At 57.5% G+C, this 22,172-nt stretch carries 18 protein-coding genes; 9 read left to right on the forward strand and 9 right to left on the reverse strand.

The annotated features are described in order from the left end of the window. Nucleotides 1–98 precede the first annotated feature (98 nt). The 7 genes from ilvB to J0X19_RS20035 all read right to left on the reverse strand — a co-directional run bounded on the left by ilvB (nt 99) and on the right by J0X19_RS20035 (nt 9,403). Nucleotides 99–1,856 carry a biosynthetic-type acetolactate synthase large subunit gene (gene ilvB, locus J0X19_RS20005; protein WP_206986201.1) on the reverse strand — a complete coding sequence of 586 codons (1,758 nt, stop codon included), beginning with the start codon at nt 1,854–1,856 and terminating at the stop codon, nt 99–101. Continuing rightward, complete coding sequence (gene ilvD / locus J0X19_RS20010; protein ID WP_206986202.1) at nt 1,819–3,537, reverse strand: dihydroxy-acid dehydratase; 1,719 nt, start codon at nt 3,535–3,537, stop codon at nt 1,819–1,821. The genes ilvB and ilvD overlap by 38 nt, the downstream gene beginning before the upstream one ends. A gap of 148 nt (nt 3,538–3,685) precedes the next feature. Next, complete coding sequence (locus tag J0X19_RS20015; protein ID WP_206986203.1) at nt 3,686–4,573, reverse strand: branched-chain amino acid transaminase; 888 nt, start codon at nt 4,571–4,573, stop codon at nt 3,686–3,688. Nucleotides 4,574–4,935: 362 nt separating this feature from the next. Continuing rightward, a complete protein-coding gene (leuB, locus tag J0X19_RS20020; protein ID WP_206986204.1) occupies nt 4,936–6,060 on the reverse strand; it encodes a 3-isopropylmalate dehydrogenase in 1,125 nt (374 codons plus the stop codon). Beyond that, nucleotides 6,048–6,644 (reverse strand): 3-isopropylmalate dehydratase small subunit, encoded by a 597-nt coding sequence (gene leuD / locus J0X19_RS20025; RefSeq protein WP_206986205.1) that lies wholly within the window; start codon nt 6,642–6,644, stop codon nt 6,048–6,050. Before leuD ends, leuB begins: the two co-directional genes overlap by 13 nt. Nucleotides 6,645–6,760: 116 nt before the next feature. Continuing rightward, a complete protein-coding gene (gene leuC, locus J0X19_RS20030) occupies nt 6,761–8,155 on the reverse strand; it encodes a 3-isopropylmalate dehydratase large subunit (RefSeq protein WP_206986206.1) in 1,395 nt (464 codons plus the stop codon). Nucleotides 8,156–8,236: 81 nt separating this feature from the next. Then, nucleotides 8,237–9,403, reverse strand: a complete 1,167-nt coding sequence (locus tag J0X19_RS20035; protein ID WP_206986207.1) for a 2-isopropylmalate synthase — start codon at nt 9,401–9,403, stop codon at nt 8,237–8,239. 198 nt (nt 9,404–9,601) lie between these two features. On the opposite strand from J0X19_RS20035, the gene J0X19_RS20040 reads away from it, so the two are divergent. Together J0X19_RS20040 and J0X19_RS20045 are read left to right on the forward strand one after the other, a co-directional pair. Continuing rightward, entirely contained in the window at nt 9,602–11,113 is a 1,512-nt protein-coding gene (locus tag J0X19_RS20040) for a hypothetical protein (RefSeq protein ID WP_206986208.1), read from the forward strand. Nucleotides 11,114–11,279: 166 nt separating this feature from the next. Then, the gene (locus J0X19_RS20045; RefSeq protein WP_206986209.1) at nt 11,280–11,597 is read left to right on the forward strand and encodes a hypothetical protein; all 318 of its coding nucleotides are present in this window, start codon (nt 11,280–11,282) and stop codon (nt 11,595–11,597) included. A gap of 199 nt (nt 11,598–11,796) precedes the next feature. Here the strand turns inward: J0X19_RS20045 and J0X19_RS20050 are convergent, their stop codons facing one another. Beyond that, complete coding sequence (locus J0X19_RS20050; protein ID WP_206986210.1) at nt 11,797–13,368, reverse strand: M28 family metallopeptidase; 1,572 nt, start codon at nt 13,366–13,368, stop codon at nt 11,797–11,799. Nucleotides 13,369–13,585: 217 nt separating this feature from the next. On the opposite strand from J0X19_RS20050, the gene J0X19_RS20055 reads away from it, so the two are divergent. The 7 genes from J0X19_RS20055 to J0X19_RS20085 all read left to right on the forward strand — a co-directional run bounded on the left by J0X19_RS20055 (nt 13,586) and on the right by J0X19_RS20085 (nt 20,550). After that, complete coding sequence (locus J0X19_RS20055) at nt 13,586–14,281, forward strand: hypothetical protein (protein ID WP_206986211.1); 696 nt, start codon at nt 13,586–13,588, stop codon at nt 14,279–14,281. Nucleotides 14,282–14,353: 72 nt separating this feature from the next. Then, nucleotides 14,354–14,644 carry a putative quinol monooxygenase gene (locus J0X19_RS20060; protein WP_206986212.1) on the forward strand — a complete coding sequence of 97 codons (291 nt, stop codon included), beginning with the start codon at nt 14,354–14,356 and terminating at the stop codon, nt 14,642–14,644. A gap of 33 nt (nt 14,645–14,677) precedes the next feature. After that, nucleotides 14,678–15,004, forward strand: coding sequence for a ribonuclease E inhibitor RraB (locus J0X19_RS20065; RefSeq protein ID WP_206986213.1), 327 nt, complete (start codon nt 14,678–14,680; stop codon nt 15,002–15,004). A gap of 100 nt (nt 15,005–15,104) precedes the next feature. Beyond that, nucleotides 15,105–16,916, forward strand: a complete 1,812-nt coding sequence (locus J0X19_RS20070) for an ABC transporter ATP-binding protein (protein ID WP_206986214.1) — start codon at nt 15,105–15,107, stop codon at nt 16,914–16,916. A gap of 447 nt (nt 16,917–17,363) precedes the next feature. Further along, entirely contained in the window at nt 17,364–18,410 is a 1,047-nt protein-coding gene (locus J0X19_RS20075; protein ID WP_206986215.1) for a hypothetical protein, read from the forward strand. 136 nt (nt 18,411–18,546) lie between these two features. Further along, nucleotides 18,547–18,870, forward strand: a complete 324-nt coding sequence (locus J0X19_RS20080) for a hypothetical protein (protein ID WP_206986216.1) — start codon at nt 18,547–18,549, stop codon at nt 18,868–18,870. Between the two features lie 27 nt (nt 18,871–18,897). Then, on the forward strand, nt 18,898–20,550 hold the full coding sequence (locus J0X19_RS20085; RefSeq protein WP_206986217.1) for a HAMP domain-containing sensor histidine kinase: 1,653 nt from the start codon (nt 18,898–18,900) through the stop codon (nt 20,548–20,550). Between the two features lie 30 nt (nt 20,551–20,580). On the opposite strand, the gene J0X19_RS20090 is transcribed toward J0X19_RS20085, so the two are convergent. Next, nucleotides 20,581–21,996 (reverse strand): cytochrome P450, encoded by a 1,416-nt coding sequence (locus tag J0X19_RS20090; protein WP_206986218.1) that lies wholly within the window; start codon nt 21,994–21,996, stop codon nt 20,581–20,583. Between the last annotated feature and the right edge of the window lie 176 nt (nt 21,997–22,172).

Raw genomic sequence — 22,172 nt, forward strand, 5'->3', positions numbered from 1 at the left:
CGGTGAACTAGTGAGATAGTGAAATGGTGAGTTTTGTGGATGGTATAAGGGGCTTGTTAATCTGCAAACTCACCATTTCACCATCTCACTAGTTCACCTCAGCGCAGCCGGATTTCGGCTACGCTGCACCCTTGGGGCACCATGGGGAAGATGTTGTTCTCTTTCGACACCATGATTTCCAGCAGGAAAGAGCCGGGGTGCTCCAGCATCTGGTGCAACGACTGTTTCAGTTCGGCGCGGGCTTCTACCCGCTTGCCGCTGATACCATAGCCGCTGGCTACGGTCACGTAGTCAGGGCTTTGAATGTCCACGAAGGAGTAGCGCCGGTCGTTGAAGAGCTCCTGCCACTGCCGCACCATGCCGAGGAAGCGGTTGTTGAGGATGATGATTTTCACGTCGACGCCGGTTTGCATGATGGTGCCGAGTTCCTGAATGGTCATCTGCACGCCGCCGTCGCCGATAATGGCCACTACCGGGCGGTGCGGCGTGCCAAACTTGGCCCCGATGGCGGCCGGCAGCGCGAAACCCATGGTGCCGAGGCCGCCGCTGGTAATGTTGCTGCGGGTTTTGTTGAGCTTGGCGTAGCGGCAGGCCACCATCTGGTGCTGGCCTACATCGGTCACTATTACCGCCTCGCCTTCCGTTAGCTCGTTGAGCTGCTGGATGACTTCGCCCATGGTCATTTCCTCGCTGGTCGGAAACAGTTCCTCGCGGATAACGGCGTCCACCTCCTGCTCCATGTGCACCCGGAACCGCTCGTGCCACTCGGGATGCAGCTTGGCCTCGACCAGCGCCGTAAGGAGCGGCAGCGTTTCTTTGCAGTCGCCCCACACGGGCACGGTGGTAGCCACGTTCTTGTCGATTTCGGTGGGGTCGATGTCGAGGTGAATGACTTTGGCTTGCTTGGCGTACTTGTCGAGGCGGCCGGTTACCCGGTCGTCGAAGCGCATGCCGATGGCAATCAGCACGTCGCACTCGTTGGTGAGGACGTTGGGGCCGTAGTTGCCGTGCATCCCGAGCATGCCCACGTTCAATGGGTGGTCGGTGGGCAGGGCGCCGGCGCCAAGGATGGTCCAGGCAGCCGGAATGCCGCTTTTCTCGATGAAGGCTTTGAACTCCTGCTCGGCTTTGCCCAATATCACGCCCTGGCCCCACAGCACGAACGGGCGCTTGGCTTGGTTGATGAGCGCCGCGGCTTCGCGAATGTACTCGGGCCGCACGATGGGCACGGGGCGGTAGCTGCGGATGTGCGTGCAGGGCACGTATGGCGCAAAGTCGTGCTTTTGCTGCTGCGCGTTTTTGGTGATGTCAATCAGCACCGGGCCGGGCCGGCCGCTGCGGGCAATGTAGAACGCCTTAGCCAGTGCCTCGGGAATTTCCTCGGCGTTGGTTACCTGGTAGTTCCACTTGGTGATGGGGGTGGTGATGTTGATGATATCCGTTTCCTGGAAGGCATCGGTGCCCAACAAGTGCGCGAACACCTGCCCCGTGATGCACACCAGCGGCGTGCTGTCAATCAGCGCATCGGCCAACCCCGTTACCAAGTTGGTAGCGCCCGGTCCGCTAGTGGCAAACACCACTCCTACTTTGCCCGAAGAGCGTGCGTAGCCCTGCGCCGCATGGATGCCACCTTGCTCGTGGCGCACCAGCACGTGGTTTAGCTGCTCTTTGAAGTCGTAGAGGGCATCGTAAATCGGGATGATGGCTCCGCCCGGATACCCGAAAATGGTATCCACACCTTCCGCCAGCAGGGCCTGTAAGGTGGCCACCGCGCCGGTCATGGTTTCCGTTTCCGGCTGTACCGCCGGGGCGGCTAACTCAGGCAGGGTTTGCGCTGATTGCTCGTTCGTTAACATAGCTTTCGTCTAAGTCGGTGATACAGCCGTGACTGGCGTCGCTGACCGTGCGGATATATTTGAGGAGTACTCCTTGGGTGGCGTTGGGGCGCGGGCGCTGCCATTGGCTGCGGCGCAGCTCCAGCAGCGCGGGTTCTAGCTGCACATCCATGGTGTTGGTGGCGGCGTCGAGCACTATCCAGTCGCCGTCTTCCACCAGGGCAATAGTGCCACCGTCGTAGGCTTCGGGGCAGACGTGGCCGATAACAAAGCCGTGCGTGCCACCCGAGAAACGCCCATCGGTAATCAGGGCCACTTTGTCGCCGAGGCCGGCCCCGATGATGGCGGAGGTCGGCTTCAGCATTTCCGGCATGCCGGGTCCGCCCTTGGGTCCCACGTAACGAATCACCACCACGTTGCCAGGTTTGATTTTGCCTTGCACGATGCCCTCGTTGAGCTCTTCCTCGGAGTTGAACACGACAGCCGGGCCTTCAAACCGCAGTCCTTCTTTGCCGGTGATTTTGGCCACGGCGCCTTTCGGGGCTAGGTTGCCGTATAGAATCTGAATGTGGCCGTCGGCTTTGATGGGGTTGCTGAGCGGGCGCAGTAGGTCTTGCTCGGCACCGAGCGGCTTCACATTGGCTAGGTTTTCGGCTAGCGTTTGGCCGGTTACGGTCAGCAGGTTGCCTTGGAGCAGGCCGGCATCGAGCAGGGTGCGCATCACGGCGGGTACACCGCCAAGGGCCGCCAAGTCTTCCATGAGGTACTTGCCGCTCGGCTTGAGGTCGGCCAGCACCGGCACCCGGTTGCTGACTTCCTGGAAGTCTTCCATGGTGAGGTGCACGCCGGCCGCGTGGGCAATGGCAATCAGGTGCAGCACTGCGTTGGTGGAGCCGCCGAGCACCGTAATCATCACCAGCGCATTCTCGAAGGCCTCGCGCACCAGAATGTCGCGGGGCTTGATGTCGCGCTCCAGCAGGCGCCGCAGGTACACGCCGGTATCTAGGCACTCCTGGCTTTTCTCGGCACTCACCGCCGGCGACGACGACGAGAACGGCACGCTCATGCCCAACACCTCAATGGCCGAGGCCATGGTGTTGGCCGTGTACATACCACCGCATGCACCCGGACCAGGGCAGGCATTGTGAATGATGCCTTGGTAATCCTCATCGGAAATCTGACCCTGCAATTTCTTGCCGTACGCCTCAAAACACGACACAATGTTGAGCTGCTGCCCCTTGAAGTTGCCGCCCTTAATCGTGCCGCCGTACACCATCAGGGACGGCCGATTCAGCCGCGCCATGGCAATCAGGGCGCCTGGCATGTTCTTGTCGCAGCCTACCACGGTGGCAATGGCGTCGTAGTTGTGCGCGCCGGCCATGGCCTCAATGGAATCGGCAATGATTTCGCGCGACACCAGCGAGAAGCGCATGCCCGGCGTACCGTTCGTGATACCGTCGCTCACCCCAATGGTGTTGAACCGCAGCCCCACCAGCCCTTGCGCCTGCACCCCGACCTTTACCGCGTCGGCCAGGCCATCGAGGTGCATGTTGCAGGTATTGCCTTCGAAGCCGGTGGAACAGATACCCACAAACGGCTTGCGCAAATCGGCATCCGACAGGCCAGAGCCAATCAGCATGGCTTGCGAAGCTGGCAGACTGTCGTCTTGGGTGTAGATGCGGCTGTACTTATTGAGAATCATTGATTTAGTACTTAGTGCGTGGTGCCTGGTGCTCAGGATGTAGCGCGAAGCCTTTGCTTCGCGTCTGGCTGCTGGTGTTGTTAATGCTGCCTTGTTATGGGGGGGTTCGTTCTGGCGGGAGACGCGAAGTGTCGCGTCTCTACATTGTTCAGGCGTTTTGTTCTATCGTGACGCCAGTTACCAGGGCGTGGTAGCGCTCGGCTAGCACGTGCCCGAGGGTATCTTGGTAAGGCGTGCTGAACACCAGGTCGTCGATGGAGGTGATGCCGATTACTTCGGCGGCGGTGCCGGTGAAGAAGGCGCCGGTTGCGCCTTGCAGCTCGTCGGGCGTGAAGAACTTCTCGGTGACGTTGATGCCGGCTTCCCGCGCCAAATCGATAATGGTGTTGCGGGTGATGCCGCGCAGGATGCTACTGGGAGGCGCCGTGAACAACTCGCCGTCTTTCTCGAAGAAGAAGTTGGCGCCTGGTCCTTCGGCCACGAAGCCGTTCATGTCCAGTAGCAGTGCTTCATCGAAGCCGCGGCCGCGTGCCTCCGAGCTGGCAATAATGGAGTTGACGTAGTGGCCCGACACTTTGGCTTCGATGGGCACGGCGTTGGGGTTGGGGCGCTGGTAAGGCGAGATGCTGAGGCGCAGGCACTGGTCGCCGAGGTACTTGCCCCAATCCCACACGGCAATCATCAGGTTGCTGGTGCTGGCGTATTTCAAGGTCATGTTGGGCGTGCCGGCGTACACCAGCGGCCGGATGTAGGCATCCGACAGGTTGTTGAGTTCAAGCAGCCGATAGGTGATTTCCGTCATCTCCTCGATGGAGTAAGACAGAGGCAAGCCCACGGACTTGCAGGAATATTGCAGCCGCTCGTAGTGCTCCTTGGCCTTGAAAATCTGCGTGCCCGCCGGTGTAGCATACGACCGAATGCCCTCAAAAACAGCATAGCCATAGTGCAGCGACTGCGCATACGAGCTAACCTGCGCTTGATCGGCTTTCACGAACTCGCCGTCTACAAAAGCGAGAGTGTCGGGATTGAAATACATGCGTGTGGAACTTGAGAAGAAGAGAAGCCAAAAGAAAAGCCTTCCTGAGCGCGGGGCTTAGAAAGGCTTTTGTTGAGATACAAAAAGCTGTTCCTATGCGCCCGCGAGGCAAGGAATAATCACTATAATCACCAGTAGCAGGTTCTTATTCATCGAGTTGTGTTGGTCTACCCAGTCCGTCATGTTGAGCGTAGTGTAACGAAGCCGAAGCATCTCGCTCGTGTGGTAAATCCTTTTGCTGGTGCAACGAGGCGGTAGAGATGCTTCGACAAGCTCAGCATGACGGTTAGTTTAGCAATGTCAGCACGCGAGATGCTTCGACTCCGCTCAGCATGACGTTCTGGTTTTGTTGTTCGGACAACCTAGATAATCGTGCTGGCGCCGATTTCCACGTTGTTTTTGTTCCACTGCTTCTCGTTGGAATCAGCAATCCAGAAGGCGATGTAGCTGCCTACTTCCTCGGTGCTGTACGGAGCGTTGGGGCTGAGTTCCTGGGTCAGGATGCCGTTGTGCAGGGCTTCGTCCACAGCCTCGCGCACCATGGCGGCTTCCGTGTTCAACTCCAGATGCTCGAGCAACATGGCGGCCGACAAAATGGCGGCAATGGGGTTGGCAATGCCTTTGCCTTTCGCCTGCGGATACGAACCGTGAATGGGCTCGAACAAGGCCACTTCCGCCCCTACCGAGGCCGAAGGCAACAAGCCCATGGAACCGGCAATGACTGAGGCTTCATCGGAAATGATGTCACCGAACATGTTCTCGGTCAGAATCACGTCGAACTGCGTGGGATTCAGAATGATCTGCATGGCGGCGTTATCCACGAACAGATAGTCTACCTCCACCTCGGGGTATTGGGCGGCCATTTCGCGTACTACTTCGCGCCAGAGGCGGGAAGTTTCCAGCACGTTGGCTTTGTCAACCAGCGTCAGCTTCTGGCGGCGGCCCGCAGCAGCTTTAAAGGCCAGATGCGCGATGCGCAGGATTTCGTCGCGGCTATAAGTGCAGTGGTCATAAGCGCCGGTACCGTCGGCGGTGCGGCCTTTCTCCCCGAAGTAGATGCCGCCGGTTAGCTCGCGGAAGATGACCATGTCGGTGCCCTGAATCCGCTCCCGCTTCAGGGGCGAGTGGTTCAGCAGCACGTCGTAGGCCGTAACGGGGCGGATGTTGGCGTACAAGCCCAACGACTTGCGCAGGCGCAGCAAGCCCTGCTCGGGGCGCACCTTGGCGCTTGGGTCGTTGTCGTACTTGGGGTCGCCGATGGCGCCTAGCAGTACGGCGTCGGCCTCGCGGCAGGCAGTGAGGGTGGCTTCGGGCAGCGGGTCGCCGGTGGCATCGATGGCGCACGCGCCCATCAGATGGCTGCGCATCTCGAACCGATGGCCGAACCGCTCGGCCACGGCCTGTAGCACCTTCACCGCCTGTCTACACACCTCCGGCCCGATACCGTCGCCGGGCAATACCGCTATTTTCTTGCTTACCATGCCCATGTTCTGCGTTGTTCGTAGGCCTCGATGGCCGGTTTCTGACTTACTAGAAAATCGATGTCGTCGTACCCATTAATCAGGCATTCCTTCTTGTAGGGGTCGATATCGAAGTGAATCGTTTGGTTGGTGGCCGGCACGTGCAGCGTTTGCTCGGGCAGGTTCACGATGAATTGCGTGTCGGCGTCCTGCTCCACCAAGGCAAACAGGCTGCTTAGTTCGGCGTCGGTTACTTGCAGCGGCAGTAGGCCGGTATTCAGGGCGTTGCCGCGAAAGATGTCGGCGAAATAGCTGGAAATCACCACCCGGAAACCGGCATCATACAGAGCCCACGCGGCGTGCTCCCGACTGGAACCACAGCCGAAGTTTTTGCCAGCCAACAGAATCTGGCCGCTGTAGCGCGCGTCGTTGAGCACGAAGTCGGGCTTCGGCGTTCCGTCGGCGTTGCAGCGCCAGTCACGAAACAGGTTCTCGCCGAAGCCCTTCCTCGTGGTGGCTTTCAGGAAACGGGCCGGAATAATCTGGTCCGTGTCGATGTTTTCGAGTGGCAGCGGCACCGCGCTGGAGTGTAGGGTCTGAAACTTTTCCATTTTTTAGTGCTTGGTGCTTCGTGCCTAGTGCTTCGTGTTTAGGTTATCCATTTTTTTCAGGTCCTCTCTCCTTCTAGTCCAGAACAACCTATGCACGAAGCACAAAGCACTAGGCACTAATTCAAGTACTGCGTGATGTCGACAATGCGGCCCTGCACGGCCGTAATGGCCGCTACCAGCGGCGAGGCCAGTAATGTGCGCGAGCCGGGCCCCTGGCGGCCTTCGAAGTTGCGGTTGGACGTAGCCACGCAGTACGCGCCGGCCGGAATCTTGTCCTCGTTCATGGCCAGGCAAGCACTGCAACCCGGTTCGCGCAACTCGAAGCCGGCTTCGGCCAGAATCTTATCTAGGCCTTCGGAAATGGCTTGCTGCTCAACCTGCTTGGAGCCGGGCACGATGATGGCCTCCACGTGCTTGGCTTTCTGCTTGCCTTGCACGTACGCCGCCACCGCCCGTAAATCCTCGATGCGCGAGTTGGTGCAGCTGCCGATGAACACGTAGTTGATTTCCTTACCTAACAACGACTCACCACGCTGGAAGCCCATGTAGGCCAATGACTTATCGAAGCTCTCGGACTCGCTGGCGGCTACCTCGCTTGGGATGTTGCCGTTCAAGGCAATGCCCATACCGGGGTTGGTACCGTAGGTTATCATCGGGGCAATGTCGCGGGCGTTGAAGTGGTGCTCGGCGTCGAACACCGTATCATCGTCGGAATACAGGGTTTTCCAGTAGGCTACTGCCTGCTCCCACACTACCCCTTTCGGGGCGAAGGCGCGGCCTTCGACATAGGCAAACGTAGTAGCATCGGGGGCAATAAGGCCGCCGCGCGCCCCCATTTCGATGCTCATGTTGCAGACCGTCATCCGGCCTTCCATGCTCAGGCCGCGCACAGCACTACCCGCGTATTCAACAAAATAGCCCGTGGCACCACCGGTACCGAGCTGCGAGATAATATAGAGAATCAGGTCTTTAGCCGTCACGCCGCGGCGCAACTCCCCATCCACGGTGATGCGCATGCGCTTCGGGCGGCTCAGCAGCAAGCACTGCGTAGCCATTACCTGCGCCACCTGGCTGGTGCCGATACCAAACGCCACCGCCCCGAACGCGCCGTGCGTGGACGTGTGGCTGTCGCCGCACACGATGGTAGCGCCGGGCAGCGTGAGGCCCAATTCCGGCCCGATTACGTGCACGATACCCTGGCGGGCGTGGCCCAAACCGTAGAGCTCCACGCCGTATTTTTCGCAGTTCGCGGTCAGTTTATCCACCTGTGAGCGGGACAGCGGCTCCTCGATAGGGAGGTGCTGGTTGCGGGTCGGAACGTTGTGGTCGGCGGTGGCCAGGATGCGGTTGGGGCGGTACAGCGGCAGCTGGCGGGCTTCGAGTTCGTCGAAGGCCTGCGGGCTGGTTACCTCATGAATCAGGTGCCGGTCGATATACACGATATCCAAGCCGCCCGGCGCGGTTTTCACCACGTGCGCATCCCAAATTTTATCAAATAAGGACTTGGCCATTTTTAGATCTTAGATAGTTAGATCTTAGAAGTTAGACTTGTTCCGGCAACTCAGAACGCTGTGCTAGAGTGGTGGCTTTAATTAACCGACTGCTACCAGTTTTTCCTGCTCTACCAAGGCGTGCAAATCCTCGTCCATTACCTCCCGCTTGCGGTCGGCGAGTTCAAGGAAGCAGGCGTAGGCTTTGTTTAAGGCTACTTTCTCGAAGTCGTACCCGATTTTCTGGAGCCGATAGGCCAGCGCCGCGCGGCCCGAACGCGCCGTGAGCACAATAGAAGAATCGGCGACGCCCACTTCTTTGGGGTCGATGATTTCGTAGGTTTCACGGTGCTTGATGATGCCGTCTTGGTGGATGCCGCTGGAATGCGAAAACGCATTGGAACCCACAATGGCCTTATTAGGCTGCACCGGCATGGTCATCAGGTGCGACACCATGGCGGACGTTTCAGCCAGCAAGCGGGTGTTGATGCGGGTATCGAGGTTGAGGTACGGGTGCTGACGCAGAATCATCACCACTTCCTCAAGCGCCGTGTTACCGGCCCGCTCCCCTACCCCATTGATGGTGCACTCAATCTGGCGGGCACCGTTCATCACGCCGGCAATGGAGTTGGCCGTAGCCAAGCCTAAGTCGTTGTGGCAGTGCGTGGAGAGGCGCACGTTGTCGATGCCGCGCACATTCTCGTGGAGGAACTTGATTTTGGCGCCGTACTCTTGCGGCAGGCAGTAGCCTGTGGTATCCGGAATGTTGAGAACGGTGGCCCCGGCCTTGATAACTTCCTCGCAGACGCGGGCCAGAAACTCGTTATCGGTGCGGCCGGCGTCTTCGGCGTAGAATTCCACATCTTCCACGAAGCTTTTAGCGAGCTTTACGGCGGCTACTGCCCGCGCCAGCACATCTTCACGCGTGGTGCAGAGCTTGTGCAGGATGTGCACATCGGAAGTGCCGATGCCGGTGTGGATGCGTGGGTAACGGGCTTTTTGCAGCGCCTCGGCGGCTACCCGAATGTCGTTTTCCACGGCGCGGGACAGGCCGCATACGGTAGCCTCGCGGGTTTGAGCGGCTATGGCCTGCACGGCGGCAAAGTCGCCGGGGCTGGAAACGGGAAAACCGGCTTCAATTACGTCGACGCCGAGTAGTTCTAGCTGTCGGGCAATAACAAGTTTCTCTTCCCTGTTTAGCTTGCAGCCCGGCACTTGTTCGCCGTCGCGGAGCGTGGTATCAAAGATTTGTATTTGCTGATGCGCCATGCTAGAATAGCCTTATGAATCAAAGTCAGATGTTCAACTTGAGACTAAGTACCGGGCTTTTGCGCGTCGTGAAAACCATTCTTTAGTTATTCCTACTATTTCAGACCAAGCGGTATAACAATTTAATAACCTATTTACCAGCAACTTACCGATTAATTTCTTACAATGCCCAACCGAAGTACAGAGCCCATCTTTCAGTTGATAAAGTCTTTGACCCGCTCGGAAAAGCGGCACTTTCGGCTGTTTACCAACCGGCAGGGCTCCTCGGAAGACTTGAAGTTCCTTCAGCTCTTCGACGCACTAGAGGCCCTGGATACCTATGATGAGGCCCAGATTCTGGCGCACGTACCCTCGTTGAAGCGGGTGCAGCTGGCTAACCTGAAGGCTAACCTCTACAAGCAGCTGCTGTCCAGCTTGCGGGTGTACCACGCCGGCCAAAACCCCGATATCCAGCTCCACGAGCAGCTTGACTACGCGCGGGTGCTTTATAACAAGGGCTTTTACCAGCAAAGCCTGCGGATGCTGGAAAAGGTGAAAGTGGCCGCCCGGCAGGTGGAAATGCCCCACATCGTGCTGCTGGCCCTGGATTTCGAGAAGCTGATTGAAAGCCAGTACATCACGCGCAGTATAAAAGACCGCGCCGAAACCCTGGCCACCGAAGCCCTCGACACGGTAGAGCACTTGAGTAAGCTACACGCGCTGTCCAACGCATCGTTGCGGCTATACGGGCTGTATCTGAAAGCCGGCCACGCCCGCAACCGCGCCGACCACGAGCAGATCAGCCAGTTTTTCCGCGAGAATCTGCCGCCCTTCGAGGATAGCCAGGGCGGCTTTTTCGAGAAGCTGTACTACTACCAGGCGCACGTGTGGTACTACACGCTCAACCAGGATTTCCGGGCCTGCTACCGCTACGCGCAGAAGTGGGTGGACTTGTTTGAGCAGGCCCCGCACATGAAGGACTTGCAGGCCATGCTCTACATCAAGGGCTTGCACAACCTGCTCGCCACGCTCTACAACATGCTGTATTACAGCAAGTTTATGCAGGTTCTGAACACGCTGGAGGAATTTTCTGCCAACCAGACCCGCCGCAGCAGCCCCAACACCGAGATTCTGCTGTTTCAGTACATCTACACCAACCGCATCAACGCGTACTTCCTGGAAGGCCGCTTCACCGAGGGGTTGGAAATCGTGCCGGAGCTGTTGGAAAACCTGGAGCACTACAGGTCGCAGCTGGACATGCACCGCACGCTGGTGTTCTACTACAAGATTGCCAGTTTGTATTTCGGCAGCGGGCACTACCACAAGGCTATTGAGTACCTGAACCTTATCATCCAGCACAAGGACCTGAGCTTGCGCGAAGATTTGCAGTGCTTTGCCCGCATCCTGAATTTGATTGCGCACTACGAAGCCGGCGAAGATGCCAGCCTGGAGTATCAGGTGCGCTCGGTGTACCGGTTTTTGGGCATGATGAACGACCAGCAGCCCATGCAGGTGGAGATTTTCCGGTTTCTGCGCAACGTGGGCAACATTGCGCCTAACCAGGTGCGGGAGGCCTTCGTGGCGCTCCGGGAGAAGCTGATGGTTATTGCTGCCGACCCGTTCGAGAGTCGTCCGTTCCTGTACCTGGACATCATTTCCTGGCTGGACAGCAAGATTACCAACGTGCCAGTGCAGGAGATTATGAAGCGCAAGTTTCTGCTGATGAAGTAAAGCAGACACACTCATAGTCAGCAAACTACGCGTTGCGCCTGCGGTAACTGATGGCATTGATGTACTGTTTCGCTTGCTTCCTTGCAAAACAGTGGCAGCTTTGTAGTTCCGCCCAGACAACCCTCCTGCTGGCCGCTGCATCTTTAACAGCGTCAACCCGGTTCCGATGTTCAAGAGCAAACTGCTTGGCCTGCTGTTTTTCCTGCTGCTCTCGGCTACGAGCGGTTGGGCGCAAACCCGCCGAGCAACCACTCCCCCTCCCGACGACGAAGCTTACAAGGAAGTAACCGTAGTGGTGACCGTCCCGAAAGCCGTCAGCGCCATCCGGGACTACGGCAAGATTCTGCTTTCCCGCAGCGACGATAAAAGCCGACTAGAGCGCCTTTCCGACCGTTTCCGCCGCAAAACCGAGCAAGATGTGGTGGACGTGAAAGTGGAAGTCCCCAAGAACTGGGTCACGAAGAAGCTGGGGCTGGCGGAGTGACGCCCTTACTGTATCAATTCGCCCAAACGGTCATGCTGAGCTTGCCGAAGCATCTCGCGTGCTGATGTCAGATTAGTAATCAGAAATCAGCACGCGAGATGCTTCGGCAAGCTCAGCATGACGTTCTTACTTGCAGTCTATAAAAAAAGCCCCGCTGACCTTGAAAGTCAGCGGGGCTTTTGCGTTACTCAATCAGTTGTTACTGGGCCTTGGCCGTGGCGGTTGGCAGCGGCTTGCGGGGCAGTTTCTGGTCGCGCATGGCGGCGTGATACACGAACGAGGCCACTACGACGGAGGCCTGCTTCAGGTCTTCGGGGATGAGCCGGTCGTAGGTATCCTGGTTGGTATGGTGGGTGCGGGTGCCGTAGTCGAGCGGGTCCTGGATGAACTGGAAGCCGGGCAAACCCACGCCGTCAAACGACAGGTGGTCGGTGCCGCCGGTGTTACGGGGCGTAACGGTGGTTGCTCCCAAATCGGCGAAGGGCGCGAGCCAGGCGGTGAAGATGGGCGCTACAGCCTCGTTGCTTTGCTGATAGATGCCGCGGATTTTGCCGCCGCCGTTGTCGAGGTTGAAGTAAGCCGACAGCTTCTCGTGCTCAGGCAGCAGTTTCATGGTGGCCGGGTCGGCGAAGTGGTTTTTCACGTAATTCTTCGAGCCGAACAAGCCTTCTTCCTCGGCACTCCATAGCGCAATCCGGATGGTACGGCGCGGTTTCAGGTTGCTGGCTTTCAGGATGCGGACGGCTTCCATCATCACGGCGCAGCCGGCGGCGTTGTCGGTGGCGCCGGTGGCAGCGTGCCAGGAGTCGAGGTGGCCGCCGAGCATCACAATTTCGCTTTTCAGCTTCTTATCGGTGCCCGGAATTTCGGCAATGACGTTGTAGCCTTTCAAATCCTGGCTCTGGAAGCGGGTTTTGGTTTCCATCTCCACTTCCACCGGAATACCGGCTTCTACCAACCGGATGATGCGCAGCTGGTCTTCCGGCGACATTTCGATTTCGGGCAATACCGGCTTGGCATCGGCGGCGTAGGGTGCACCGTTGGAGGTGAAGAACGTGCCTTGCGAACCACCGCGGGTGCTGAGTACGGCGGCGGCCCCTTCGGCCATCAGCATGTCGCTCATCTTGGTACGTAAGGCCATACGGGCACGGTAGGTAGCCATCCGGTCGGCGTCGGAGGTGGTAGCGGCGGGGCGCGCCGGTGTGGCCGTAGCGGCCGCCATTTTGCTTAGCTCCTCGTCGGTGTAGCGCTTGGCATCGGGCTCGAAGCCTTCCTTGGGCGGGGTGGCTACTTCCGTCACCACAATCTTGTCGCGCAGTTGGCCTTTGTATTTGTCGAGGTCGGCTTCGGTGGTGGCTTTCACATACACCACCTGCTTTTTCACGTTGCCGTTGGTGCTGGGCGTCCAGGCTTTGGGCGCGCCAATCATGGTGTGGTAATACGGCGCGGTCATGGCCACGTACGACTTCTCGATGTCCCAGCCGCGGCCGAAATCACCCCAGGGTTCCAGCTTGGCATTCACGAGGCCATCCTGGGTGAGGCGGTTTTTGGTCCAGTCGTAGGCGCGCTTGAGGCCGTCGGAGCCGGCCAGACGCGGGCCGCACACATCGGTGAGGTAGAAGGCTGTTTCCATCACCTTGGAGCGGTTCAGGCCTTCGTCCTTGATTTTGGCAATGGCGGCTTGGTCTACCTTCTCGGCGGTTTGTTGGGCCAGCGCAGGTGCTGCAACAGCTAGGCTGCCCGCCAAGGTGAAGAGTTGGAGTTTGTTCATAGAAGATTAGCTGTGTGAGTGAAGCTTCGGAAGCTAAAGTAACCGGAAAGCCGTTGGCGTTGCGTGTGGGGTAGCTCTCACTTCCAACTTGAGGCGGCGCAGTGCTTTACGCACTGTTAGTTGGTGGACTAACGATAGGGCGGCATCAGCTCGTTTTTCAGCATCTTGCTATTCTTACACGGTACTTCGTTGCTTGTTACTGCCGCCGCTACTATCCATGAAAACACCAGCACTAGTGCCGCTCCTGCTACTGTGCGCCTGCAATAGCCAGCCCACTCCTATTACAAGCTCCCCGCCTAGTCCGCCGCCACCTGTAACTACGCCGGCAGAAAAGCGCGGCAGGCCTGTGCCTCCTGATACGGCTGCATATACTGGCCCTGTATGGCGCGACAAACTCAATGGCAACATCTATCCACTACCCGATTCTATCGGTGGTAAGTCCGTTTCGTTTTACCTAGCCAATCCGCAAATATCACCGCTGGCCAAGGCTTTGTACACGGGGCGTTTCCGACCAACTGATACTGACTCGACCACACGGCTATTAGACTTGGTTACCACTAACGACCAAGCACTGCGCCCTTTCTACCGCTGGTGCCTAGATTTTACCATCATTATCAGTGATGGAGCATTGGGCGAATATCCGGGTGAACCAGCTCTAACCTATGCCACTAAATTCCCACAGGAGTTCTTCGCTTACATGGACAAAGACAAAACCGGGGAACGATATAAAAGATGGGTGGAAATTATCGCCTACAGTGGCCTAAGCAACTATGAAGAGTTGGCAGTGAACACGCAGAAGATACTTGCTAACTCGATGACAAAGCAGTGCCACCTCTGTGCCTCCGAGACAAAGACTAGGATACATATTTTCGCGAAAGATGTAGCCACCAGTTACGCTCAAATCAACAACTAAAGCTGATTCAGAACTTATTAGTTAACACAGAGAAAAGAGTATTTTCAGGATGTAACTAACTCACTGCCTGCCATGACCGTCGAATACATCCGCTACCGCATTGCCGCCGAACAGCAGCCAGCCTTTATCGGGGCCATCCGCAATGCAAACCGGCTGCTGGCCGCTGCCCCCGACTGCCTTAGCTACCAACTCGCGCACTGCGAGGAAGATGCGGAACTGTTCATCTGGCGCATCGAATGGACGTCGGTGGAACGGCACCTGAACGGCTTCCGCAAAAGCGCAGATTTTGGGGCGTTTTTCCAATTGGTGAAGCCGTTTTACACGAGTATTCAGGAGATGAACCACTACGCGGTGGTGAAGTAAAACCAGTGAACAATCATATTTGACCTATTTATCATGATTGCCTCCCTGCACAGCTTACACGATATTTTTAGCAAAATGGCCGACGAAGGCTGGGATACCAGCCTAATGTTAAAATGGGGATTCTTCTTTTTTGATAAAGACAAAGACAAGTTACTCTCTCTGTTTACAGAGCTTGAAGGCCATGCTTATCAACTGGAGGAATTACATCAGGCTAGTGACGCCGACTGGGTACTACATGTTTCCAAGCTAGATGTGCTCACACCAGAGAAGCTACACCGTCGTAATGTTGCCTTCAACGAATTAGCGGACCATTGTAGTGTTGAGCTATATGATGGTTGGGATGTAGGGCAAATTGAATGACTGCTGTAGCATCTTGATTCGTTCATTTATCAGTACTCCCTCATAACCCCACCTCCCCCGCACTCGTCTAACCGGCTACTCCTTACTTAGCTGATTACGCATGAGCCTTTGGGAAATTATCAAGCGCCTTTATCCCTACGTCCGGCCGTACCGCCCGCTGGTTATTGGCACGTTACTGCTGACGCTGGTGGGCTCGTTGGCGGCGCAGGTGAACCCGTTTGTGCTGCGCTACACCGTGGATACGGTGCAGGAACTGCTGAACCAGAACAAGGGCCTGGCCCAGGGCGCCGATTTGTTGCTGCTGGTGAGCGGGCTGCTGCTGGGCAAGGAAATCATCAACACCTTCATTCAGTTCGGGCAGAAGTTCTACGGCGAGAAAATCCGCATCAACGTGTCGAGCACCCTCTCGCAGGACGCGGTACGCAAGATTCTGAGCTACCAGCTCGGCTTCTACTCCGACAACGGCAACCAAACCGGCAAGCTCCAAACCCGCATTGATAGGGGCGTGGAAAGCCTCATGAAGCTGGTGCAGAACTTCTTTATTGATATTCTGCCGCTGTTTGCCAATGCCCTGGTGGCGCTGGTGGTGATGTTTTCGGCCAACGTGTACGTGGGGCTGGTGGCGGTGTGCATCCTGCCGCTGTACTTCTGGATCAGCTACCGGCAGGCCGATAAGCTGAACGGTACCCGCCGGGCCTTGCGCGGCCTGCGCGAAACGAAAAGCCAGGGCCTCGTCAACCTCATCGACTCGGCGGTGGTTATCAAGAGCTTCGTGCGCGAAGACTACGAGGAGCAGAAACAAGCCCAGGCCCAGCAGAACCTCCAGGAAGCGCAGCTCCAAACCCGCAAGACCAACTTCCGCTACGACGGCCTCAAAACCTTCACCGAGCAGGTCGGCGTGGTGCTCATCATCATCCTGACGGCCTATCTGGTGCTCGACCGGCAGATCAGCATCGGGGCCATCATGTTCCATATTCTGCTGTTCAACAACGTGTCGGCGCCCATCCGGCAGCTGCACCGCATCTACGACGAGATGAACGACGCCCTCACGTATTCCGAAGGCTTCTTCGACATTCTCGATGCGCACGATGCCGTGGAGCCCACCGGCCAGCTCCTCCCCGACCACCTGCGCGGCACCTTCGACATCTGCAACGTGGATTTCACCTACCCCAGCGGCACCCAGGCCCTGCACGATGTGTGCTTAACTATTGAAGCCGGCAAAACCACGGCGCTGGTGGGGTTAAGCGGGGCCGGCAAGAGCACCATCATCAACCTGCTCTGCAAGTTCTACGCCCCCGACCACGGCAAGATGCTGCTCGACGGCAAGCCCCTGGCCGACTACGACACCCACGCCCTGCGCCAGCAAATTGGGCTGGTGCTCCAGAAGAACCACATTTTCAAGGGCACCATCGAGGAGAATATCCGCTACGGCGTGATGGACGCCACGTTCGAGCAAATCCAGGCCGCCGCCAAACAGGCCTACCTGCACGAGCAAATTATGCAGCTGCCCAAGCAGTACGAGTCGGATGCGCAGCAGCTGTCGGGTGGGCAGCAGCAGCGGATTGCCATTGCCCGGCTGTTCCTCAAAAACCCGCCCATCATCTTCCTCGACGAGCCGACGGCCTCGCTCGATGCCATTGCCACCGAGCAAATCAAGAACAGTCTGGAGGCCATTAAGCAGGGTCGCACGGTGGTTATTATTTCGCACAGCCTCGCCCAGATTGTGGATGCCGACTGCATTTACGTAATGAAAGAAGGCCGCATGGTGGAAAGCGGCACCCACGAGCAGCTCTACGACCAGCGCGGCACCTACCGCGAAATCTTCGACGCCTCCGCCCGCAGCCTCAACATCGAGAAGCTGGCCCGCGTGATGGTAGACGACGAGGATGAGGTGGGCGACACGGCGGCGTAAGCAGCATTCGGCTGTGGGCAGCAACTGACGTTCTGAAGTCAGCTACCCCCTTTGATTCAACCACAACATTTTCTTAATCAAAAATCTACATAAGGCCCGCCTATTGATCCGGCTTGGATTAATAGGCGGGTTTTGTGCTTGCCTTAGCGCCAAAATTTGGGGCCTGTCTCTGCCATCAGGAGTATGAAAAAATAAAGTATATTTGGAAGCATTACAAGAATAGTTATTCTCCTCGCAACCTAACTTATGCTTTTGCTTACTTCCTCACGCTATGGCAATCTGGCTTTCTAAGCCTTGTGCCTCCTCTATAGCATAACGCATTTATGCCTGTACCAGAGCAGCACGCTCTGCCTGGCAGCTCTCCGCAAAGCCTTCCTGTTTCACGCTTGTCGGCCACGAGGCATCGTTGCTGTATCTATTTCTTGGTTTTTAGCAGTTTGAGAATGAATGAAAGCTACTAACTATTGCCTGCGTGTAGTATTCATGGTAGGGATGATGTGGGGGGCAGCTCAGCAGGCGGTGGCGCAACGAACCCAGATCAGGGGATTTGTGGATGCCTACAGCTCCTACCAAAACGGCAAGCTCAACTTTGGCCTCGGCGAGCAGGACCTGTTTATCACCTCCGAAATAACTGAGCGGCTGTCATTTCTGGGCGAAACGGTTTTCAAGTATTCCTTTGCTTCGCCCACTGATTTCAACATCAGCATCGAGCGGGTGATTCTCAAATACAACTACGCGGGCAACCACAGTGTACTGCTAGGCAAGCACCACACGCCCCTCAACTACTGGAACGACACCTACCACCACGGCCGGGTGTTTTTCCCGACGGTGGAGCGCCCACTCATCTTTTCCGAAGGTATTATTCCGCTGCACACCACGGGCGTTAGTCTGCAAGGCCAGAACCTGGGGCGGCTCCGGTTCGGCTACGATTTGATGCTGGGCAACGGCCTGGGCTCCGGCGACATTGCCGACAACAATCCGTTCAAATCCCTGACGGCGGCCGTGCACATCAAACCCGCCGACGGTGTCCGGTTTGGCGCGTCGCTGTACCAAGATGCCATTTCCAAGGGCAGTGTGGTACACAATCACTCAACGGGCGGCAGCACCGTGGCCCTGGCCCGAATCCGGCAGAGCATCATGACGGCCTCGGTTTCCTACACCGATTCCATCTTCTCGAAAAAGTATGAATTACTGGCTGAAAGCAGCACGGTTATGAACCGGGCCGACAGCCTAGGAACACAAAATGCGGTGGCGTCTTACGTGTACGCCGGGCTCCGCGTAACCGATAAAATTATCCCCTACGTGCGGCTGGATGATATTCGCTACTACAAGCAGGAAGTGTATTTCCACGACCACCAGGTGCAATCCTTCGTTGGTGGCTTGCGCTATGAGCTAAGCTACCTGGCAGTGTTCAAGCTTGAGTACCAACGCACCAACCATCACCACGCGGCCGATGCCGACCGAATGATTTTTCAGGTAGCCGTCGGCTTTTAACGTAACAATGGGAATGACTTGGGTTTACCGGCTACTTGTTAACGCGCTCCTGCTCTGCCTTTGGTGCCAGGCTCCGGCCTGGGCTCAAGAGACGAGTTTGGTAGTCATTGGCAACGGCAAAGGAGTGCCTTCGGAAATGAAGCTTCCGCAGCTGAAAGCCACCTTACGAGGCGAAAGATTACGCTGGCCCGATGGCAGCAAAGTGACTATTGCCCTGCTGAAAAGCAATACGCCGATTGGCACCACCACCAGCCGCAAGATTTACAACATGAGTGCCAACGAGCTAAACAAGTATTGGCTGGCACTCGTGTTTCAGGGCAAAGCCGATGCGCCCAACTTCTTTACTTCCGAAGCTGAGCTGGAAGAGTTTGTGGCGCAAACCAACGGGGCCATTGGCGTAGTCAGCCGGCCGCCAACCAGTGGCAAAACCATCCTTATCGACGGGAAAAAGACCCTGTAACATCCACGGCCTAGCGCAATGCCTCCCATGAACAACTACGTGTCCTGGTCGCGGTTACTGCGCCGTATCCGGCGAATCCGCCTGACGGTCAAGACCAAGATCTGGCTGGCGGTGACCAGTATCGTGCTGCTGTTTTCGTTTTTCGTGCTGTTTTACCTGCCGGCCATTCAGGAGCGCTACCTGCTGAGCAATTTCAACAAGGAAGTGCAGAACCACGCCAACACGGTGGCGCTGGGGGTGAAGATTGCCATGACCGAGCAGAACTTCCAGGGCGTGCAAACGGCCCTGGATTTTGTGAAGAAGGACCCGTTGCTGGACTTTGTGAGCCTGTTGCAAACCGACACCGTTTGGGACCAGGCCCACGCCACGTATCAGGTGAAGCGCACGGTGTTCCGCACGTATCCTGAGCAGCTGAAGGTTGACGTAAACGCCGTTTCCAACGATTCGACGGTGGTGAAACGGGCGCCGTTCAGCACGGCCATGATGAACGGGGAAATCCTGCTGGCCTCCTCCACCCGCGAAATCGTGCAAAGCAAGCGGCAGATTCGTGTTACCTCTCTATTCTTCAGCTTTGTAGTGTTCAGCATTGGTATTGTGATTGGGTTTGGGCTGGCCCGTAGCATTTCGGTGCCCGTACTGAAGCTGCGCGATGCCGCCACCAAAGTTGGCCGGGGCGACCTGACTCAGCGCGTCACCAGTGAATCGAGGGATGAAATTGGGGAGTTGGGCATTGCCTTCAACAAAATGGTTACCGACCTGGCCACGGCCCGCCAGCAATTAGAGGACCGCACCAGTGAGCTGATCCTGGAAAAAAAGAAGTCCGACGACCTGCTGGATGGCCTCAAAAAGACGCTGTTTGATTTGAAGGAAACGCAGGAACAGCTGATTCGGCAGGAGAAGCTGGCTTCCATCGGGCAGCTCACCAAGGGCCTGGTAGACCGGCTGCTGAACCCGCTGAGCTACGTCAGCAACTTTGCGGCGGTGTCCAATGAGCTGCTGGAGGAAAGCAAGGAGCTGCTGGCGGCCGATCCGTACGCCACCGACACCCGCGTGCAAGCCGAACTGGTGCCCCTGCTGACTATGATTGAAAACAACACCGAGAAGATAAAGGAGCACAGCTTTAGCCTCACCCGCATTGTGCGCAGCATGGACAAGCTGCTACAAGTGAAGTCCGACCAGTTTGTGGAAGTCGATATCAATTCCTTTATCGAAAACCAACTGGCCCTGTACAGAAACGAGCTAGACCCAGGCTACAGCTACGTGCCACTGCAACTGGTTGCGGCGCCTGCCCCACCGAACTACCTAGTGAAGCTGCTGCCCGCCGAAATGAGCACCGTGCTCTTCAGCCTCCTCAACAACGCGCTGTACTCCTTGCATGAGCGCGCCCTCAAAGACCAACACTTGCAACCCCTGCTGCTGGTAGAAACTTCCTTCCACGACGAATTCGTGGAAATCAAGGTACAGGACAACGGCAAAGGCATGTCGCAGGTGGAAAAGGAGCAGCTGTTTTCGCCTTTCTTCACCACCAAACCCACGTCTAAGGGTACAGGCCTGGGTTTGTTTATCAGCCAGGATATTGTACGCACGCACCGGGGCAGCATTTCAGTTGAAACCGAGCCCAACGTACTCACTACGTTCACCATCCTGTTGCCGCTCTTCCCTGTCCCACAAGTTGCCTAAACGGACAAGCTGATTTTCTATACCGATACTTTACACAGCAAGCCGCCGGAACCGAAGCGGCATGGCGCCCTGCGGGCGGAGCGTGACGAGCGGCATCATAATGGGGGGCGCTGAGGTGGCGGATTCCAAGTGGAAATGACGCAAGGTTTCAAGCATCACCAGCTGAATTTCGGTGAGGGCGAAGTGGTTCCCAACGCACAGGCGCGGCCCGCCGCCAAACGGCAGGTAACCGTAGGTAGGCAATGCTGGCTGCGCCCCCGTGGCAAACCGCTCGGGCCGAAATACTTCGGCATCGGGCCAGATAGTAGGGTGATGGTGTAGGCCGTAGAGGTAGAGCGAAAACTGCGTGCCTTTCGGAATCGGCTGGCCCTGAAATTCATCGGCTTCCAGCGCCACCCGGTCCAGTATCCAGGCGGGTGGGTAGAGGCGCAGAGCCTCCTGCACCACGTTCAGGGCGTAAGGCAGCTGGGCCAGCTCGTGAAACTCCGGGCTGCGGTCGGCCAAAGCGGCCGTTGTTTCGGCGCGTACTTTCTGTGCTATTTCGGGGTGCCGGGCCAGCAGGTAAAACAGCCAGCTTAGGGCGTTAGCCGACGTTTCGTGGCCGGCTACCAGCAGAATATTCACCTCATCGAGCAGCTGCTCTTCGGTCATGGGCTCCCCGGTATCCTCGTAGCGGGTATCGAGCAGCATTTGCAGCAGGTCGTCGGGGGCCTGGGCGGGGTGGGCGGGCGGGTGCTGGCGGCGCTGCCGGATGTAGCCCCGCACCAGGGTGCGCAGTTCCTGGCTGAGCGCATCGTGGCGGCGGTAGGCCCCGTTTACCCGGAACCAGGGCCGCAGGTACGGCTGCCGGATGGTGCGCACGTAGAACGCCTGAATACGGGTTAGAATATCGGCCAGCCGCTCCCCTTCCGCTTCGGTTAGGCTGGTGCTGAACGTAGCCCGCGCCATAATCCGGAACGCCACGCCCGTCATGGCCTCGTGAATATCCACCACGGCCGACTGGTTTGGCGTGGCCGTGCGCTCGGTTAGCTCGGTGGTCCACTCGGTGGCGGCGGTTTGCATCAGGCGCACCAAACCCGCCAGCCGCTGCCGATGAAAGCCAGGCTGAATGAGGCGGCGCTGCCGTAGCCAGTCGGCGCCTTCGTTGGTGAGCAGGCCCCGGCCGAGGTAGCGAATCAGGCCGTGCGTGAGGTCGGACTTCAGATAACGCCGGTGGTTTTTCTGCAAGATGTGCTGCACCAAAGCCGGGTCGCGGGTGATGATGCCGGGCCGGACGCCACCCAGATACACACCTACCGTGTCGCCGTACTGCGCCAGCACTCGGTCGAGGTTGCCGATAGGGTCGCGGGAGAAAGCCACCGAGTTGAGCAGCGTGCGCCACTGCGGCACCCACGGAAAAGGCGCTCGGACAGGCTGCTTTGGGGGTTCGGCGGGAGTATTCGACATAACCAGATAAGTATAGAGTAACCAGAAAGCCCCGACAAGTTACGCGCCGGCTTGGTACCCTGCCAGAACCCCACCACACATATCCTGGGTTCGAGGCAACACAAACCCGCAACTGGTGCGTACACGATACCAGGCAGGCCTACTCGTTGGGCCAACTACCACCTTACTCCCTTTCC

The sequence above is a fragment of the Hymenobacter telluris genome (genome assembly GCF_017313265.1).
Taxonomy (GTDB): domain Bacteria; phylum Bacteroidota; class Bacteroidia; order Cytophagales; family Hymenobacteraceae; genus Hymenobacter; species Hymenobacter telluris.

Bases quoted from the DNA above. Each gene is read 5' to 3' on its own strand.
- ilvB (WP_206986201.1), bottom strand. From the start codon at position 1,856: ATGTTAACGAACGAGCAATCAGCGCAAACCCTGCCTGAGTTAGCCGCC.
- ilvD (WP_206986202.1), bottom strand. From the start codon at position 3,537: ATGATTCTCAATAAGTACAGCCGCATCTACACCCAAGACGACAGTCTG.
- J0X19_RS20015 (WP_206986203.1), bottom strand. From the start codon at position 4,573: ATGTATTTCAATCCCGACACTCTCGCTTTTGTAGACGGCGAGTTCGTG.
- leuB (WP_206986204.1), bottom strand. From the start codon at position 6,060: ATGGGCATGGTAAGCAAGAAAATAGCGGTATTGCCCGGCGACGGTATC.
- leuD (WP_206986205.1), bottom strand. From the start codon at position 6,644: ATGGAAAAGTTTCAGACCCTACACTCCAGCGCGGTGCCGCTGCCACTC.
- leuC (WP_206986206.1), bottom strand. From the start codon at position 8,155: ATGGCCAAGTCCTTATTTGATAAAATTTGGGATGCGCACGTGGTGAAA.
- J0X19_RS20035 (WP_206986207.1), bottom strand. From the start codon at position 9,403: ATGGCGCATCAGCAAATACAAATCTTTGATACCACGCTCCGCGACGGC.
- J0X19_RS20045 (WP_206986209.1), top strand. From the start codon at position 11,280: ATGTTCAAGAGCAAACTGCTTGGCCTGCTGTTTTTCCTGCTGCTCTCG.
- J0X19_RS20050 (WP_206986210.1), bottom strand. From the start codon at position 13,368: ATGAACAAACTCCAACTCTTCACCTTGGCGGGCAGCCTAGCTGTTGCA.
- J0X19_RS20055 (WP_206986211.1), top strand. From the start codon at position 13,586: ATGAAAACACCAGCACTAGTGCCGCTCCTGCTACTGTGCGCCTGCAAT.
- J0X19_RS20060 (WP_206986212.1), top strand. From the start codon at position 14,354: ATGACCGTCGAATACATCCGCTACCGCATTGCCGCCGAACAGCAGCCA.
- J0X19_RS20065 (WP_206986213.1), top strand. From the start codon at position 14,678: ATGATTGCCTCCCTGCACAGCTTACACGATATTTTTAGCAAAATGGCC.
- J0X19_RS20070 (WP_206986214.1), top strand. From the start codon at position 15,105: ATGAGCCTTTGGGAAATTATCAAGCGCCTTTATCCCTACGTCCGGCCG.
- J0X19_RS20075 (WP_206986215.1), top strand. From the start codon at position 17,364: ATGAAAGCTACTAACTATTGCCTGCGTGTAGTATTCATGGTAGGGATG.
- J0X19_RS20080 (WP_206986216.1), top strand. From the start codon at position 18,547: ATGAAGCTTCCGCAGCTGAAAGCCACCTTACGAGGCGAAAGATTACGC.
- J0X19_RS20085 (WP_206986217.1), top strand. From the start codon at position 18,898: ATGAACAACTACGTGTCCTGGTCGCGGTTACTGCGCCGTATCCGGCGA.
- J0X19_RS20090 (WP_206986218.1), bottom strand. From the start codon at position 21,996: ATGTCGAATACTCCCGCCGAACCCCCAAAGCAGCCTGTCCGAGCGCCT.